Source organism: Salinibacterium sp. ZJ70 (assembly GCF_011751865.2).
GTDB lineage: Bacteria > Actinomycetota > Actinomycetes > Actinomycetales > Microbacteriaceae > Homoserinibacter.
In genome coordinates this window covers 906,974-921,871 of sequence record NZ_CP061770.1, presented here as the reverse complement: position 1 = coordinate 921,871, position 14,898 = coordinate 906,974, and the positions used below count along the sequence as shown (strand labels likewise).

Genomic DNA, 14,898 nt, shown 5'->3' with positions numbered 1-14,898 from the left:
ACTCACGCGACCTTGATGTACTGCGCGAACCCCTTCCGCACCTTGTTGACCTTGGGCACGGCAACCGCCATGCAGTATCCCTGGCCAGGGTTCTTCGCGAAGAAGTCCTGGTGGTACTCCTCAGCTCGGTAGAAATCTCCCAGGCGCGTGATCGTGGTGACCACTCCCCCACCCCAGAGCTCGGATGCCCGCTCACGCGCTGCCTCGAACTCCGCCTTCTGCTCCTCATCGGCGTAGAACACCGCCGAACGGTACTGCGTGCCGACGTCATTGCCCTGACGATTCAGCTGACGTGGGTCATGGAGCGTGAAGAACACGTCGAGGATGACCTCCGACGGGATGACCTCTTCGTCGAACGTCACCGCCACGACCTCCGCGTGCCCCGTCGTGCCCGTGCAGACGAGCTCGTACGAGGGGTCGGGCACCGAGCCGCCCGTGTACCCCGAAACGACATCCTGCACGCCCTCGAGCGTGCGATAGACGGCGTCGAGGCACCAGAAGCAGCCACCGGCGAGAACGAATGTGCGCATGGTGCGACCCTACTTTCCTGGGATTCGGTGAGACAGGGGGTACAACGCGGCGCAGGGGCGTTCCGTTCCCTACGCTGAGCAGATGCCGTACACCGCCGCCTCCGATCGCTACGACCGCCTCGAGTACGCCCGCGTCGGGCGCAGCGGGCTGAAGCTCCCCCGCATCTCCCTTGGTCTGTGGAACAACTTCGGGCACGACCGACCGCTCACCACCCAGCGCGACATCGTGCTGCGTGCGTTCGACCGCGGCGTGACCCACTTCGATCTCGCGAACAACTACGGCCCGCCCGCGGGATCCGCCGAAGAGAACTTCGGACGCATCCTCGAGAGCGATCTGCGCCCCTACCGCGACGAGATCATCGTGTCGTCGAAGGCCGGATACGACATGTGGCCGGGACCGTACGGCGAGTGGGGTTCGCGCAAGTACCTGCTGTCGTCGCTCGACCAGTCGCTCACGCGCCTCGGGCTCGACTACGTCGACATCTTCTACCACCACCGCCCCGACCCCGAGACGCCCATCGAGGAGACCATGGGCGCCCTCGCTCACGCCGTGCGCAGCGGCAAGGCGCTCTACGCCGGCATCTCCAACTACGGTCCCGACGACACCCGCCGCGCCTACGAGGCGCTCGCGGCGGAGGGTGTGCCGCTGCTGATCCACCAGCCGTCGTACTCGATGTTCAACCGCCTCCCCGAGGAGGGGCTGCTGGAGACGATCGCCGATCTCGGCATCGGATCGATCGTCTTCTCGCCGCTCGCGCAGGGCCTGCTGACGAATCGCTACCTGCAGGGCATCCCCGCCGGCTCGCGAGCCGCGGAGGGACGCTGGATCGACGCCGACACCATCGACGACGTCTACCTGGAGCGCGCTCGCGGCCTCAACGAGATCGCGGAGAGCCGTGGCGCGACCCTCGCGCAGCTCGCGCTGCTGTGGGTGCTGCGTCAGGAGGCCGTGACGAGCGCGCTCATCGGCGCCTCGAGCGTGCGTCAGCTCGACGACAACCTCGACACCCTCGACCAGGCGCCGCTGACATCCGACGAGATCGCCGCGATCGAGCCGTTCGCGGTGCACGGAACGGCTCGCCGAGGCTGAACCCGCGAAGCTGAACGCAGCCTCCGGGTTTTCGCGCCACGCGGGGGGAAGACGGTCCGTTCTGCCGACCGTCGACTTATGGTTCGGCCATGCAGTGGTGGAACGATTTCGTGACCTGGTTCTCTTCAGATGCCGGACAGCAGGTGCTCGTCTCGGCCGTGATCCCCTTCGTCGCGATCGTCGTGGCAGGCCTCATCGCCGCGCTCATCGGGCGCAGCACGGTGAAGCGGATCGTCGGGCAGCGTGATTACGAGACCCGCGCCGGCGCCGTCGCCGCACTCATCTCGGTGGGTCAGGATGCGGTGCGCTGGCACGGCGAGACCCCCACCTCCCGCGAGCACTCCGAGCGCCTCGCGCGCGAAGCCGACACGCAGGTGCGCCTGCTGCCGATCCCCGCATCCGACCTCGCCGCCGACTGGGCGGCTCACCAGCTCAGGGACATGCGCATCAACTCGGTGAGCTTCAGCTTCCAGGCTGAGCAGACCCTGGGCGAGTACCGCGACCGTCTCATCCTGTGGCTCCGCAAGCCCAACAAGGCGCGCAAGCTCTTCGCCGCCGACCTCGAGCGCTGGCGCTACGAGGATCAGAGCGTCGACCCGCTCGTCACCGAGCAGCAGAAGTGGGCCGAGGCGCAGTTCACGGCGAACACCGACCAGAACGTCGAGCACGCTCCCGATGTGGTCGTGCCGGATGTCATCATCCCCGCATCCGTCACCGCCCCCGCCGCCGCAACCATGGTGGGCCAGCCCATCGTGAGCGCGCCGGATGAGGCGGCAGGCGAGCCGGCCGAGGCTGCCTCCACCCTCACGCCGTCGGATGTGTTCGTGAACCGCTACGCGTCGCCGCTCGCTTCGACCACGACCACGGGGCTCGACACCGACACCGACACCGATGACGTCGAGGTGGCGGAGATCGTCGACGAGCCCGCGAACGACCAGTCGCGCTGAGCGGCCGCGCACCGCACGCACGGGCGGGGCTGAGCGCTACAGGTTGGTGCCCATCCCCGCTTCGCGCGCGGCGATGACCGCCTCGGAGCGGCCGGAGACCTGGAGCTTCACGAAGATGTTCGACACGTTGTTGCGCACCGTCTTCGGGGACAGGTAGAGCGCGCGGGCGATGTCGGCGTTCGAGCGCCCCGCGGCTACCAACTCGAGGATCTCCCGTTCGCGCGCGGTGAGCTGCGGAAACGCGACCTGGCTCGCGGCGGGCGCGGGCGTTGCGAAGAACTCGGCGATGCGCACCGCGATGCTCGGGCCGAACACGGCGTCGCCCTCGGCGACGGAGCGGATGGCGCGCGAGATGTCGTGTTGCCCTGCGCCCTTCACGAGGTAACCGCGAGCGCCCGCGCGCATCGCCTGGAAGACCGTCTCGTCCGATTCCGACATCGTGAGCACGACGATGCCGACGTGCGGCTGTCGCGCCACGATCTGCCGCGTCGCCTCGACGCCATCGAGGTTCGGCATCTGCACGTCCATGACGATCACGTCGGGTTGCAGCTCGTCGGCGAGCGCGATCGCCTCTCGCCCGTCGCTCGCGGTCCCCACGACCTCGAGGCCGCGCAGGGAGCCGAGCAGCGCCGCGAGGCCATCGCGGTAGATGGGGTGGTCGTCCACGAGCATCACGCGGATGCTCGCCTCGGTCGACGGGTTCGTGCGGTCATCGGCCATATCCGGCACCTTCTTCGCTGAGGGGATACGGGGGCGTCGCGGCGATCGGGGCGGGCGCGGGGGCGGGGAGCACGGCGCGGATGACGGTGCCCCCTCCGGGGCGGCGCAGCACCTCGAGCGTTCCCCCGAGCTCTGCGGCGCGTTCTCGCATCGACAGCAGGCCGACCCCCGCGTCCGCCGCCGCATCGATTCCTGCGCCATCATCCGAGATCTCGATCACGAGCGCGTGCTGCTCGTGATTCATCCACACCCAGGCGCGCTGGGCCCGAGCGTGACGCTGCACATTGAGCAGCGCCTCCGAGACAATCCGGTAGGCAGCGACCTCGACCGCCGCGGGCACCGGGGTCGGAACCGTGATGTCGGTGTCGACGATGTGCTCCCCCGCGTCCGCCAGCCGGCGCACGAGCTGCTCGACGGCTCCCACGAGACCCAGGTCGTCGAGCGTCGGCGGACGCAGGTCGTGCGCAAGCCTTCGGATCTCGGTGACCGCCACCCGGATGTCCTCCGACGCCCGCGCGAGCAGATCGGCCGCGGCGGGCGCATCAGCGTCGAGTGTGTTCCGGGCGGCTTCGATCCGCAGCTGGACTCCCGCGAGCGCCGGCCCCAGGCCATCATGCAGCTCGCGGCGCAGGCGCTGCCGTTCGTCCTCGCGCGCACGCACCAGTTCCTCGCGGATGCTCTGCAGCTCGGTGCTGAGGGCGCTCGCCCGCACCGCGGCGGCAGCCTGGCGCACCAGGTCGGCGAGCAGCTGCTCGTCGCCCGCCGTCAGCCGGGCGCGACGCCCCGGTGCCATCTTGAGCGTTCCGATCCGCTCGCCGCGGTAGCTGAGCGGCATGCGCAGGAGCTCGTCGGCGGTGTAGCCGTACTGCGAGACGAGGCGGGATCCGTCTGGCCGGTCGACCTCGACGACGACGCACGGCGAGACGAACGCGTGCGCGACCGACTTCGCCAGGTGGTGCAGCTGATCGTCGGGCTCGACGGCTTCCTCGAGTCGGGCGCTCAGTGACGATACGACGCCGTACGGGTCGCCGCGACGTCCGTTCACGAGCCGCGACGCGAGAATCAGCAGCCGATCCCGGAGAGGCATGTAGATGATGAGCGCGATGATCGTCGAGATGCTCGCGAGCAGCTGGTGGGTGATGAGCTGGCCGACGAGTGCGATGAGCACGACGTCGACGATGATGACGCCCACCGCGAAGAACGCGTAGACGGCGGTCCAGCTCGCGACCCGGTCGATGCGCGACAGCCGGTGATGTGCGAGCGCGATGGCGATCGCCGTGCAGAGGACGGCGAGCCCGACGATGACGACCCCCTGCCCGAGGAAGTAGGGAAGGGCGAGAGCCGACAGCACGAACAGCACAGCGAACACGAACGCGCCCCACACCACCCAGGTGAGCTGCAGTCGCACCTCGTCGGGGGCGCCGAACATCCGCCCGGCGACCATCATCACCGTCAGCACGAGGGCGGCGAGGGTCGCCGGCTCGACGAGCAGAACGAGGCTCTCCCAGACGCCCACTGGCAGGAGCGCCGACCATCCGTCGCCCATGGCGTCGCGAAGCGCCGGCGTCAGACCCCCGACTTCGCCCGAGAAGACCTCCCCGGGCGCCGCGAGACGCACGAGCACCGCGAACGCGACGAGAGCGCCGACGAGCACGGTCAGGATCATCGGAACCCCGCGCGCGATGCGCCCCGTGGGGAAGAACAGGAGTGCGACCGGGAGGGCGAGCACAGCGGAGTCGCCGATGCGCGACGCAAGGAACGCGGCAGGCTCAGTGAAAGGAATGGTCGGCCAGAACGTCACCGAGGCGTTGATCCATGCCGCTCCGAGCCCGCTGGCTGCGGCCCCCAGAGCGCCCCAGGCGAAGATGATCGGCACCGGATGCCACCCGAGGCGCACGAGCATCCAGGTGGCGACACCGCCGAGCACGATGCCGCGCCATGCGCCGGTCCAGCCGGGAGGGCCGACGACTTCGAGGCCGGTGCGGTGCGCCACGACATCGAGCGCGAACGTCGCGAGGGCCGTGGCAGCAACGAGAAACGCGCACACGAGCGCGGCCGCGCGCGCGGACGAGGCGCCTGAGCCCTGCTGCATCCGACCATCGTGGCAGTCGACGCGACCGGATGGGAGGGCGTTTGTCCCGGAACCTTCGGGACATTTTCCGGGCGGACCGCAGGAGGAGCGCCCTGGGCGCCCAGGACGAGCGCTCGGGAGGCTCGACGGCATCAACCGCGCCACGGCGCTCTCCCCTAAGGACCTCCCATGCACACCGTCGCACTCCCTCCCCCTGCTCGAACCGATACGTCGGAGAACGAGCAGCCCCTGCGGCCACGCGGCGCCACGCCGGCCGCTCTGCGCATCCTCTGCACGGCGGCAGCCGTTCTGCTGGCGGTCGCCGCGGCGCTCATCACGATGCCGTGGCCCGCGGATGCGAGCGGCTTCGCCGCTGGCTCGTTCGGCGCAGCCGCGCTCGTGCTGAGCCTCGCGGTCATCGTCATCGCGGCCCACGTGACCGGCGCGTTCGGCACCCACCGCGTCGCACGGCTCGCGGGTACCGCCGCCGCGGGAGGCCTCATCGCGGGCACCGCGCTCTACGTCATCGGCGTCTTCGTGCCCGCGGCGACCGCCGAGATCGTCATTCAGACAGCCCTGATCTCGGCCGAGATCTCGTACTGGCTCGCGGGCGTCACCATCGCAGCCGCCGGCGTGTGGCGCGGTGCAGCGCGCATTCTGCCCCTCCTCGCCGCGAGCTGGCCCGTCACCGCGGTCGCCGTGGCGATCGTGGACGGCACGCTGCAGGACGCCGCCTGGGTGGCGTTCATCCTGCACCTGCTCGTGCTGCACCTGCTCACCGTGCTCACCGTCGCGATCGACGCCCACCGGCTCGTGCGCGAGTGACCTGACCCACCACCACACCTGGAGAATCATGAACACCTTCCTCCCCCTGCGCACCCTGTGCGCAGCCGGCGCGACCGCGCTTCTGGTCACCTCGCTCGGAACGGGCGCGGCGTTCGCGGCGGCTGACGAGGGCGACGTTCCTCAGATCACCCCCGCGGATCTCACCGTCACCGACGCCCACTCCCGCATCCCGGAGCCTCCCGCAGCAGATGTGCTCCCCCCGCTCGACCCGACCACCGAGTCGCCCGCCGAGCGTTCTGTGGCCGCCGGCGCGGAATACGCATCCACTGCAGCGGGCGAGGGCCCGTGGGTGGAGATGGACGGCATCGGTCCGATGTTCTTCACCCGGTACTCGGAAGGATTCGTGCTCACGCTCGAGTTCTCGTGCGGATCGGACGACTCGACGATCGTGAGCTGCACCGAGGCGTCCGGGGCCCGCTCGGGTGACCACATCACGCTCGGGTCCGGTGATCGCAATCGCGAGTACCACTGGACTGTGACCGCCGTCGATGCGGAGGGCCGCACTGCCACGAAGACGCGCGCCATCATCATGATGGAGTCGAGTGACGAGCGCGCGATCACGACGGCGACCGCCGCATCCGGCACCCTCTCGGGGTGGAGCCCCGTTCCCGTCGAGCTGCACATCACCCGCACGCTCGCCGGTGCGAACACCGAGGGCATGGTGTACTTCAGCACCGGCGGCCTGTGGACCCACAGCACCACAGGCCTCTACACGCACCACGTGGCGACCGAGGGCGTGCACCGTCTCTTTCACCGCACCACGTTCGATGGCATCCGGGACACCTACGTGCGCATCGACCTGACCCCGCCGACGCTCACCGTCGACGCCCCGGTCGACTTCTCCGGCGGCGAGCCGGTTCGGATCCTGCGGGGATCAGCTGTTCCTGTCGATTACGCGTGCGCGGACGCGCTCTCGGGTGTGCGCAGCTGCGGCGGCGACATCGCCCCAGGCGGGCTTCTGCCCACGTCGACGCTCGGCACCAACAGCGTCACCATCGCGGCGGTCGACGAGGCAGGTCACCGCACCGAGCGCACGCTCAGCTACCAGGTGATCTCGGAAGCGGATCTGCTGTCCGTCTCGTTCGAAACGGACGCGGAGCGATCGGCGAGTGGCTGGTACACCACGCCCGTCTCGGGTGCCTTCGTCGGTGCGAACGCGGGCGAAGACGCCATCGCCGAGATCTCGATCAACCGCGGAAACGGCTGGGAGAGCCTCGAGGGCCCGCGCTTCGAGGCGGACTTCGAAACCGAGGGCCGATTCGTGGTGCACAGCCGCACCGCCACGAACAACGCGAACTCCGCGACGTTCTTCCACGGCTTCGACATCGACTGGACGGGTCCGACGATCGATGAGGCGTTCGACGCAAGTCACGCTCTCCTGATCGGCGCCGACGTCACGGTGACCCCGGAGTGCTCGGATGAGGTATCCGGTGTCGCGAGCTGCGAGGCCATCACCCTCGACACGAGCGAGGCCGGCGAGTTCATCGCTCAGCTCCGCGCCATCGATAACGCCGGCAACGAGACCGTCCGCGAACTGCACTACGTGGTGATCGCGGAGTGGAATGAGCCGGGCGGCGACGACCCGATCACCGAGGAGCCCGGCGCCGGCGATCCGACCGCGGCCCCCGCGGTTCGCCCCGCGGCAGTCGGCCAGCTCGCGCAGACGGGTGGCGAGTGGCAGGCGCTGCTGGTCCTCGGAGGCATGCTCGCCCTCCTCGGGCTCACAGCGCTCGGCGTGCACCGCGCGGTGCGTCCCTGAGACCGGCGGGGGCCGGGAATTCGGGTACTACTGGCCCCCGCCTCATCACAGAGAAGGCCCTCGAGATCCGCTCCAGGATCCGAGGGCCTTCCGCTTGGCGCCCCCGGCAGGAATCGAACCTGCGACCAAGAGATTAGAAGGCTCCTGCTCTATCCGCTGAGCTACGAGGGCAGCACTCCAGGCTACCGCAGGCGTCTCCTCCGATCCCCGAGCCGCTGGCCGTCGGAGGCACACGACTAGAGTTGACCCGTGAGTGCGACATCCGAACGCCTGGTGTGGATCGACTGCGAGATGACGGGACTCGACCTCGAGGTCGATGAGCTGGTCGAGGTCGCTGTGGTCGTCACCGACTACGAGCTCACCCCGCTCGATGCCGGGTTCTCGATCGTGATCCGGCCCGACCAGTCGGCGCTCGACCACATGAACGATTTCGTGCGCGACATGCACACGAGCTCGGGGCTGCTCGAGGAGATCCCGAACGGCGTGAGCCTCGCGGATGCCGAGTTCCAGGTGCTCGAGTACATCCAGCGTTTCGTGCCGGATCACGGCACCGCACCCCTCGCGGGCAACACGATCGGCACCGACCGTGCGTTCCTGGCGAAGTACATGCCGCGCATCGACTCGTATCTGCACTACCGCAACGTCGACGTGTCGAGCATCAAGGAGCTGTCGCGCCGCTGGTTCCCGCGCGTGTACTTCCAGGCACCCGCTAAGAACGGCGGACACCGCGCTCTCGCAGACATTCTGGAGTCGATCCGGGAGCTCGATTACTACCGCAAGGTGGCGTTCGTAGCCGACCCCGGGCCCACGAGCGAGGAGGCTCAGAACGCCGCCGCAGACGTGGTGTCAAAATGGGCCTCGCGGATACCGTAGAATCGTCTCGTTGCTTCAGCAGCATGGCGGTCGTAGCTCAGTTGGTAGAGCGCTGGCTTGTGGTGCCGGATGTCGCGGGTTCGAGTCCCGTCGATCGCCCCAATTCCACCCCGAACAGGGTTTTCTCTTCGACGTCGATCGAGGCGCGCATGTCAGGTGATTCTTCGTCCACCACGGCGTCTCCCGTTCTCGACCGCGACACAGCGACTCGCTTCGATGTGCCGTGGGTGCTGATCGTGTGGAACGACCCGATCAACCTGATGAACTACGTGGCGCACGTGTTCCGCACCTACTTCGGCTACTCCCGCGAAGAGGCGGAGCGTCTGATGATGCTCGTGCACACCGAGGGTCGCGCTGTCGTCGCCTCCGGCAATCGCGAGGAGATGGAGCGGCACGCGCAGGCGATGCACGAGTACGGGCTGCATGCGACGATCGCGAAGGACGGCACATGAGGATCGGCCTCGTCGACGAGGGCGTGCGGATCGACTTCGAACCGGAGGAAGCGGGCCTGCTGGCGGTGCTCGCCAATCAGTTCGCGGATGTCGTGCGCGAACCGGAGCTCGACGACGCCGCGCTGCTCACCCGGCTCTTCCCCGACGCCTACACGGATGACCCGGAGGCCGCGTCCGATTTCCGTCGCTTCACCCGCGACGAGCTCGCGGAGCGCAAGATCGCAGCCGTCACGTGCATCGCGGAGACGGCGACGGCAGGCACGGTCGTTCTCGATCAGGACACGTGCGCCACGTGGGCGCGCGGCCTCACCGATGTGCGGATGATGATCGGCACGCGCCTCGGCATCCTCACCGACGACGATGAGCCGGGCGAGAGCCCTCTGGCCGACATCTACGGCTGGCTCGGCGAGCTGCAGTGGGTGCTCGTGGACCTATTGGAGGCCGAATGAGCTTGGAGCTGACCGCTGAGGAGTTCGAGAAGATCGTCATCGACGAGCTCGACGCCCTGCCGGATGAGATGGTCGACGGTCTCGAGAATGTCGTGTTCGTGTGCGAGGACCGCCCGGAGGACGGCTCGCTCGACCTGCTCGGCGTGTACGACGGCGTCGCCCTGACCGAGCGCGACCGCTACGGGTTCGGCGAACTCCCGGATCGGATCGTGCTGTTCCGCGAGCCGCTGCTCGCGATCTGCGAGACCGAGGATGAGCTGCGCGACGAGATCCACATCACGCTCGTGCACGAGATCGCCCACTTCTACGGCATCGACGACGACGAGCTGCACCGCCTCGGCTGGGCCTGACTCGTAGTTCGTCCACCGAAGATGAGGGCTCGCGCGCCGCGCCCGCGCCCCGTACCATCCGAAGACGCCGCTTTCGAGGAGTCTTCATATGGACAGCACCCCCGCCCTCAAGCCCACCACCCGCTCCGCAGCGCTCGTCGCAGCGCTCGCGCTCGTCGCAGCGCTCACCGCATGCACCGGCGGAACCGAACCCGGGCCAGGGGCTGGCGGGCCGTCAGGTCTGCCCAGCGACGACACCGGGGCCGCTGACGGCGAGACCACCCCAACAGCGTGCGTCAGCGGCACGTGGCACGCCGACGTCGACGATCTCGCCGCCCAGCTTGCGGTGATGCTCGAGGACACGGGCATGCCGGTCCTCACCCACCGCGCGGCCGGCGGCCAGAGCCTGCACATCACCGAGGACGGCAGGTTCCGCTTCGACAACGACCTGTCGATCGCGGTCGACCTCCAGCCGACCGACGGCCCCGTGATGACGATCGCGCAGCGGCACACCGGTTCGATGTCGGCAGCATGGGCGTGGGATTCCTCCGCGTCGAGCGCGGCGATGATCTTCGACGAGATCGACGCCTCCGCCTACGACATCGAGACCACGACCGCCGTCGAGGGGGTCTCGACCACAACCCCGATGGAGGTGCCGGGCCTCGGCGACGCCGAGGGGCGTCTTCTGGTGACCTGCTCGGGTTCGAGCCTCACCACGCAATGGGAGGGCGGCCCGTTCATCACTCGGTGGAGCCGGTGAGCACCTTCCCGTCGCGGATGATGAGGTCGGCGAGCGCCTCCGGATCCTCGCGCGCGATGTGCGCATCCTCCTGACGCGCCCAGCGTTCCCAGTGCGGAGCGTAGGTGTCGCCGTCGCGGCGGAGCGCGCGTTCCCGCCGCTCATCGGCATCGCGATCGATCCACCACGAGTGGTCCGCGAGGGCACGTGAGGCACGGGAGAGAGCGCCGCATCCTTCGACGATGAGCGACCCGGTGCGATCGATGTGCGCCGTCGCGGCCGGGCCGCCAGCGACCCAATCCCATCGCCGCCAGCTGCCGTCGCGGATGATGCCCTCTACGGCCGCGCCGCCTGCGGCGAGTCCGTCCCATCCGGGGTAGACCTCGTCGAGCGACACGAGCGTCGCGCCGGTGCGCGCCGCGAGTTCGCGCCCGAGCACGGTCTTGCCTGCACCCGAGCGCCCGTCGATGAGCAGCACGAACGGCTGCACGCCGCGGGTCAGGAGGGCAGCGAGCGGCGCCGGATCGATGTCACGATCAGTGCGCACGGTCACGAACGCGGCCCGAGGATCGGGTGGAAGGTGCCCGCGGCGATCGACACGGCGATCGCGGTCGCCCCGATGGCGATGCCGATGAGCACGAGCACCCATTCGGCGGCACCGAAGCGCGCCGTGCGCGCCGCCGTGCGCGGGGTGTCTCCGCCGAATGCGCGCGCCTCCATGGCGGTGGCGAGCGAACTCGCCCGCCTCAGTGCGAGCACGAGCAGCGCGAACGCGACAGAGCCGAGGAACCGCATCCGCCCGAAGAATCCGCCCGCGTCCCCCACCCCGCGAGCGCGGCGGGCGAGCACGAGGGCGCGCCAGTCGTCGACGAGCAGTCCGATCATCCGCAAGCCGGCGAGAGCTCCCAGCACGAATCGTGCGGGCAGACGCCAGGTCTGGATGAGGCCATCGGCGAGGTCGGTCGTGTCGACGGTCGCGATGAGCAGCACCGCGGGCACCCCGATCGCGAGCACGCGCAGCACGGCCGCGGTGGCGAACTGCAGCGAGCCGTCGCTCACCGTCGCGAGCAGGAAGCTCCAGTGGATGCGGCCGGACGGCTCGGCGTAGAGCGCGAGCGTGAGCCCGGTGAGCGGCGCCGCGACGAGGATCGGCGACAGACGCAGCAGAAGGGTGCGCCACGGCACCCCCGCGAACGGGATGAGCGCGCCGATGAGCACGAGTGCCACCACCCCGGAGACCCAGTCGATGGTGCTGATGAGCGCGATCCCGACGGCAGCGGATGCGGCGATCTTGGCGACCGGGTTGATGCGGTGCACGAGGCGGTCCCCGGTGACGGGCGCGAGCAGGTCGCTCATGACGCCTCCCCCGCGGCGACGGCGGCACCGAGCGCGAACTCACGCGCATCCAGCGCGTCGACGAGCCCTCGGTCGTGCGTGACGACGACGATCGCGCGGCCGGCGTCCCGCTGCTCAGCGAGCAGCGCTACGAGCTCGCGCCAGGTGCGGGCATCCTGCCCGAAGGTCGGCTCGTCGAGCACGAGCACCCGGGGCGACGTCGCGAGCACGGTCGCCACCGAGAGGCGCCGCTTCTCGCCGCCCGAGAGGCCGAACGGATGCGCGCGCGCGATCCTGTCGAGACGCAGCCGCCCCAGCAGCTCGTCGATGTGCGCACCGTCGGGCTCGCCTCCGAGCGCGCGCTGCCCGAGTTCGAGCTCGGCACGCACCGTCGTGGTGAGGAACTGGTGGTCGGGGCTCTGGAACACGAAGCCGATGCGCGTGAGCAGCTCTCGCGACCGCCATGACGCCGGATCAGAGGATGCACTGCCCGCCAGCCCCGGGGTCGCGCTGACGGTTCCCGCGACGGGTTCGAGCAGGCCCGCGAGGGTGAGCGCGAGGGTCGTCTTGCCGGCACCATTGGGACCAGTGAGAGCGAGCACCTCACCCGCGCGCACCGTCACGTCGAGGCCGCGTGCCGCCGCGGCGGCGAGGCGCGCCTCGGTGTCGTCCTCGGCACGGCGACGCCGACGACGGCGCACCCGCGTGCCCGCACGGCTCACGGCGAGCCCCTCGGCGTGCAGCAGCATCGGCCCCGCGGTGGGTGCCGGATAGCGCGGCAGGCGCGCTGCGGCGCCCGGCAACCACACTCCCGCCGCCTCGAGTTCCGCGCGCGACGAGTCGAGCACCGCCTCCGGCGTGCCATCGGAGATCACCCCGTCGATGCCCAGCACGACCACGCGATCCACGTGCCCCCACCACAGATCGACGCGATGCTCGACGACCACGAGCGTGCGCCCCGCAAGCGAGTCGATGACCGCGGCGACGACCTCCTCCGCCCCCTGCGGGTCGAGGTTCGCTGTGGGCTCGTCGAGCAGCAGCAGACGCGGCTGCATCGCGAGCACCCCCGCAAGCGCGAGGCGCTGCTTCTGGCCGCCCGAGAGCGCCGACGTGGAGTGCGTGAGCGGCACGTCGAGCCCCACCGCGGCGAGCGCCTCCGGCACACGCCGGTGCATCTCGTCAGCGGGCACGCCGAGGTTCTCGAGCCCGAACGCCACGTCGTCGCCCACGCGCGCGAGCACCGCCTGGGAATCCGGATCCTGCAGCACGAGCCCCGCAGTCCCGCGTGCGTCGGCGGCGGGGGCGCCATCGACGAGCAGCTCCCCCGACTGCTCCCCCTCGTCGGCACCGCCGAGGATGCCGGCGAGACCATGCAGGAGGGTCGACTTGCCCGCGCCCGAGGCGCCGAGCAGCAGCACGCGCTCCCCCGGCTCGATCACCAGATCGAGGGCGCGCACGGCAGGGTCGCGGCGACCGGCGTGCCGCCAGCCCCATCCGCGTGCTTCGATCCGCGCGCCCACGGGCGTCGCCTCCGTCACAGTCTCACCGGCTCCGCAGGCTCAGACGAGCTCGGTGCGCTCGCGGCCCGCGGCGAAGCGGTTCAGCACACCTGTCGCGGCGAGAGCGCGCACGAGCAGCCACGAGAGCACACCCGCGAGCAGCGCCCCCGAGATGATCGCGGCGACCACGTAGATCGTCGAGAACGTGGGCGTCGCAATCGAGGCGTACCAGAGCAGCAGGTCGTTGACGGCGAGCGCGATGCCCGAGCCGATGCCGGCGAGCGCCGCCACCACGATGCCGAAGCGGCGGTACAGGAAGAGGGCGAAGATGAGCTCCGCGCCGAGACCCTGCACGAGCGACGACTCGAGCGTCCACCAGCCCCACTGGTTGACGACGAGGGCGCTCACCGATCCCGCGACGAGCGAGGTGAACAGCGCCGCCCCGGGCTTGCGCACCACGAGCGCACCGAGCACGCCCGGGATGAGCCAGACGCCCGCGACGATCGCGCTCGCGCCGGGGATCGCGGCGCCGATGAGCTCGCGCAGCGGATCGGTGGACGCGTTCCAGAGGATGAAGATGAGACCGACTGCGACGCCGAGGACGGCGGCGACGACGATGTCGACGACCCGCCAGCGCTTCGAAGCCGGGGCGGCGGACGCCGTGGCGGGAGTGTCGGTTGATGCGGTGGTCACGATACGTGCCCTTTCTGGTCGGAAAGCGGCACGGGTGGGCGACTGCTGATGCAGACGGACCCTGAGATTGCCTCCCTGCGCCGGCATGATCCGGATCAGGTTCGACGGTCGAAGCTTGGAGCAGCTTCCTCTCAGCCCGGCACACCGGACTCCCGTGTTCGGTCCCGAGTGTAGCCCCATCGCGGCTTCGCCGCTCCCCGACGGGGGACGCGTCAGAGCGGATGTGAGATGCTGTCGCCATGCCCGCGTTCCTCGTCGCTCTCCTGCACGGCATCGTCGTCGTGCTCGGGATGCTCGGCGTGCATGAGCCGGGCGCGATGCTCGCGGCCCTCGGTGCTGCGGCGCTGACGGCGGCCCTCGCGGCGGCGCTCGTCGCCGTCGTGCGCGCGACGAGCGCCGCACGACCGCGGCTCACCGCGGTCGGCGCACGCTCGCGCCGCCACGCTGTGCTGCTCGGGCATCTGCCCGACTTCTCGCATCCGGATGCGCGCGGACACATCCGCTCCCGCGCTCCTGGGCTGGCCCTCTCGGCCGCCTGACGCGCACCCCGCGCACCCACCCGCTCC

At 69.9% G+C, this 14,898-nt stretch carries 17 protein-coding genes and 2 tRNA genes; 11 read left to right on the top strand and 8 right to left on the bottom strand.

What is annotated here, in order from left to right; all coding sequences use genetic code 11:
- Positions 1 to 2 precede the first annotated feature (2 nt).
- Complete coding sequence (gene msrA, locus HCR12_RS04385; RefSeq protein ID WP_166869485.1) at positions 3 to 530, bottom strand: peptide-methionine (S)-S-oxide reductase MsrA; 528 nt, start codon at positions 528 to 530, stop codon at positions 3 to 5.
- An 82-nt stretch (positions 531 to 612) separates the two neighbouring features.
- On the opposite strand from msrA, the gene HCR12_RS04380 reads away from it, so the two are divergent.
- Both HCR12_RS04380 and HCR12_RS04375 read left to right on the top strand, forming a co-directional pair.
- On the top strand, positions 613 to 1,620 hold the full coding sequence (locus HCR12_RS04380; RefSeq protein WP_166869486.1) for an aldo/keto reductase: 1,008 nt from the start codon (positions 613 to 615) through the stop codon (positions 1,618 to 1,620).
- An 89-nt stretch (positions 1,621 to 1,709) separates the two neighbouring features.
- Positions 1,710 to 2,567, top strand: a complete 858-nt coding sequence (locus HCR12_RS04375) for a hypothetical protein (RefSeq protein ID WP_166869487.1) — start codon at positions 1,710 to 1,712, stop codon at positions 2,565 to 2,567.
- A 36-nt stretch (positions 2,568 to 2,603) separates the two neighbouring features.
- Here the strand turns inward: HCR12_RS04375 and HCR12_RS04370 are convergent, their stop codons facing one another.
- Positions 2,604 to 3,287, bottom strand: a complete 684-nt coding sequence (locus tag HCR12_RS04370) for a response regulator transcription factor (RefSeq protein WP_166869488.1) — start codon at positions 3,285 to 3,287, stop codon at positions 2,604 to 2,606.
- Entirely contained in the window at positions 3,277 to 5,379 is a 2,103-nt protein-coding gene (locus HCR12_RS04365) for a sensor histidine kinase (protein WP_166869489.1), read from the bottom strand. Before HCR12_RS04365 ends, HCR12_RS04370 begins: the two co-directional genes overlap by 11 nt.
- 168 nt (positions 5,380 to 5,547) lie before the next feature.
- Here HCR12_RS04365 and HCR12_RS04360 point away from each other — a divergent pair, with 168 nt between their 5' ends.
- Together HCR12_RS04360 and HCR12_RS04355 are read left to right on the top strand one after the other, a co-directional pair.
- Complete coding sequence (locus tag HCR12_RS04360; protein WP_166869490.1) at positions 5,548 to 6,183, top strand: hypothetical protein; 636 nt, start codon at positions 5,548 to 5,550, stop codon at positions 6,181 to 6,183.
- A 28-nt stretch (positions 6,184 to 6,211) separates the two neighbouring features.
- Positions 6,212 to 7,963 (top strand): hypothetical protein, encoded by a 1,752-nt coding sequence (locus HCR12_RS04355; RefSeq protein ID WP_166869491.1) that lies wholly within the window; start codon positions 6,212 to 6,214, stop codon positions 7,961 to 7,963.
- Positions 7,964 to 8,058: 95 nt separating this feature from the next.
- Here the strand turns inward: HCR12_RS04355 and HCR12_RS04350 are convergent.
- Positions 8,059 to 8,134: transfer RNA gene (locus HCR12_RS04350), tRNA-Arg, on the bottom strand.
- A 78-nt stretch (positions 8,135 to 8,212) separates the two neighbouring features.
- On the opposite strand from HCR12_RS04350, the gene orn reads away from it, so the two are divergent.
- The 6 genes from orn to HCR12_RS04320 all read left to right on the top strand — a co-directional run bounded on the left by orn (position 8,213) and on the right by HCR12_RS04320 (position 10,826).
- A complete protein-coding gene (gene orn / locus HCR12_RS04345) occupies positions 8,213 to 8,836 on the top strand; it encodes an oligoribonuclease (RefSeq protein ID WP_166869492.1) in 624 nt (207 codons plus the stop codon).
- 26 nt (positions 8,837 to 8,862) lie between these two features.
- Positions 8,863 to 8,938: transfer RNA gene (locus HCR12_RS04340), tRNA-His, on the top strand.
- Positions 8,939 to 8,985: 47 nt separating this feature from the next.
- Positions 8,986 to 9,288 carry an ATP-dependent Clp protease adapter ClpS gene (gene clpS / locus HCR12_RS04335; RefSeq protein ID WP_166869493.1) on the top strand — a complete coding sequence of 101 codons (303 nt, stop codon included), beginning with the start codon at positions 8,986 to 8,988 and terminating at the stop codon, positions 9,286 to 9,288.
- Positions 9,285 to 9,737 (top strand): DUF2017 family protein, encoded by a 453-nt coding sequence (locus HCR12_RS04330; protein WP_166869494.1) that lies wholly within the window; start codon positions 9,285 to 9,287, stop codon positions 9,735 to 9,737. Before clpS ends, HCR12_RS04330 begins: the two co-directional genes overlap by 4 nt.
- Entirely contained in the window at positions 9,734 to 10,087 is a 354-nt protein-coding gene (locus HCR12_RS04325; RefSeq protein ID WP_166869495.1) for a metallopeptidase family protein, read from the top strand. Before HCR12_RS04330 ends, HCR12_RS04325 begins: the two co-directional genes overlap by 4 nt.
- An 88-nt stretch (positions 10,088 to 10,175) precedes the next feature.
- A complete protein-coding gene (locus tag HCR12_RS04320) occupies positions 10,176 to 10,826 on the top strand; it encodes a hypothetical protein (RefSeq protein WP_166869496.1) in 651 nt (216 codons plus the stop codon).
- On the opposite strand, the gene HCR12_RS04315 is transcribed toward HCR12_RS04320, so the two are convergent.
- The 4 genes from HCR12_RS04315 to HCR12_RS04300 are packed head-to-tail and all read right to left on the bottom strand — an operon-like array spanning position 10,807 to position 14,332.
- Entirely contained in the window at positions 10,807 to 11,358 is a 552-nt protein-coding gene (locus HCR12_RS04315; protein ID WP_370589333.1) for a nucleoside/nucleotide kinase family protein, read from the bottom strand. The two genes, HCR12_RS04320 and HCR12_RS04315, sit on opposite strands and share 20 nt — an antisense overlap.
- On the bottom strand, positions 11,355 to 12,161 hold the full coding sequence (locus HCR12_RS04310) for an energy-coupling factor transporter transmembrane component T family protein (protein ID WP_166869497.1): 807 nt from the start codon (positions 12,159 to 12,161) through the stop codon (positions 11,355 to 11,357). Before HCR12_RS04310 ends, HCR12_RS04315 begins: the two co-directional genes overlap by 4 nt.
- Positions 12,158 to 13,660 carry an ABC transporter ATP-binding protein gene (locus HCR12_RS04305; protein ID WP_224763669.1) on the bottom strand — a complete coding sequence of 501 codons (1,503 nt, stop codon included), beginning with the start codon at positions 13,658 to 13,660 and terminating at the stop codon, positions 12,158 to 12,160. The genes HCR12_RS04310 and HCR12_RS04305 overlap by 4 nt, the downstream gene beginning before the upstream one ends.
- Positions 13,661 to 13,699: 39 nt before the next feature.
- Positions 13,700 to 14,332, bottom strand: a complete 633-nt coding sequence (locus tag HCR12_RS04300; protein WP_224763666.1) for an ECF transporter S component — start codon at positions 14,330 to 14,332, stop codon at positions 13,700 to 13,702.
- A 239-nt stretch (positions 14,333 to 14,571) separates the two neighbouring features.
- On the opposite strand from HCR12_RS04300, the gene HCR12_RS04295 reads away from it, so the two are divergent.
- Positions 14,572 to 14,871 (top strand): DUF6412 domain-containing protein, encoded by a 300-nt coding sequence (locus HCR12_RS04295; protein ID WP_166869499.1) that lies wholly within the window; start codon positions 14,572 to 14,574, stop codon positions 14,869 to 14,871.
- Positions 14,872 to 14,898: the final 27 nt, after the last annotated feature.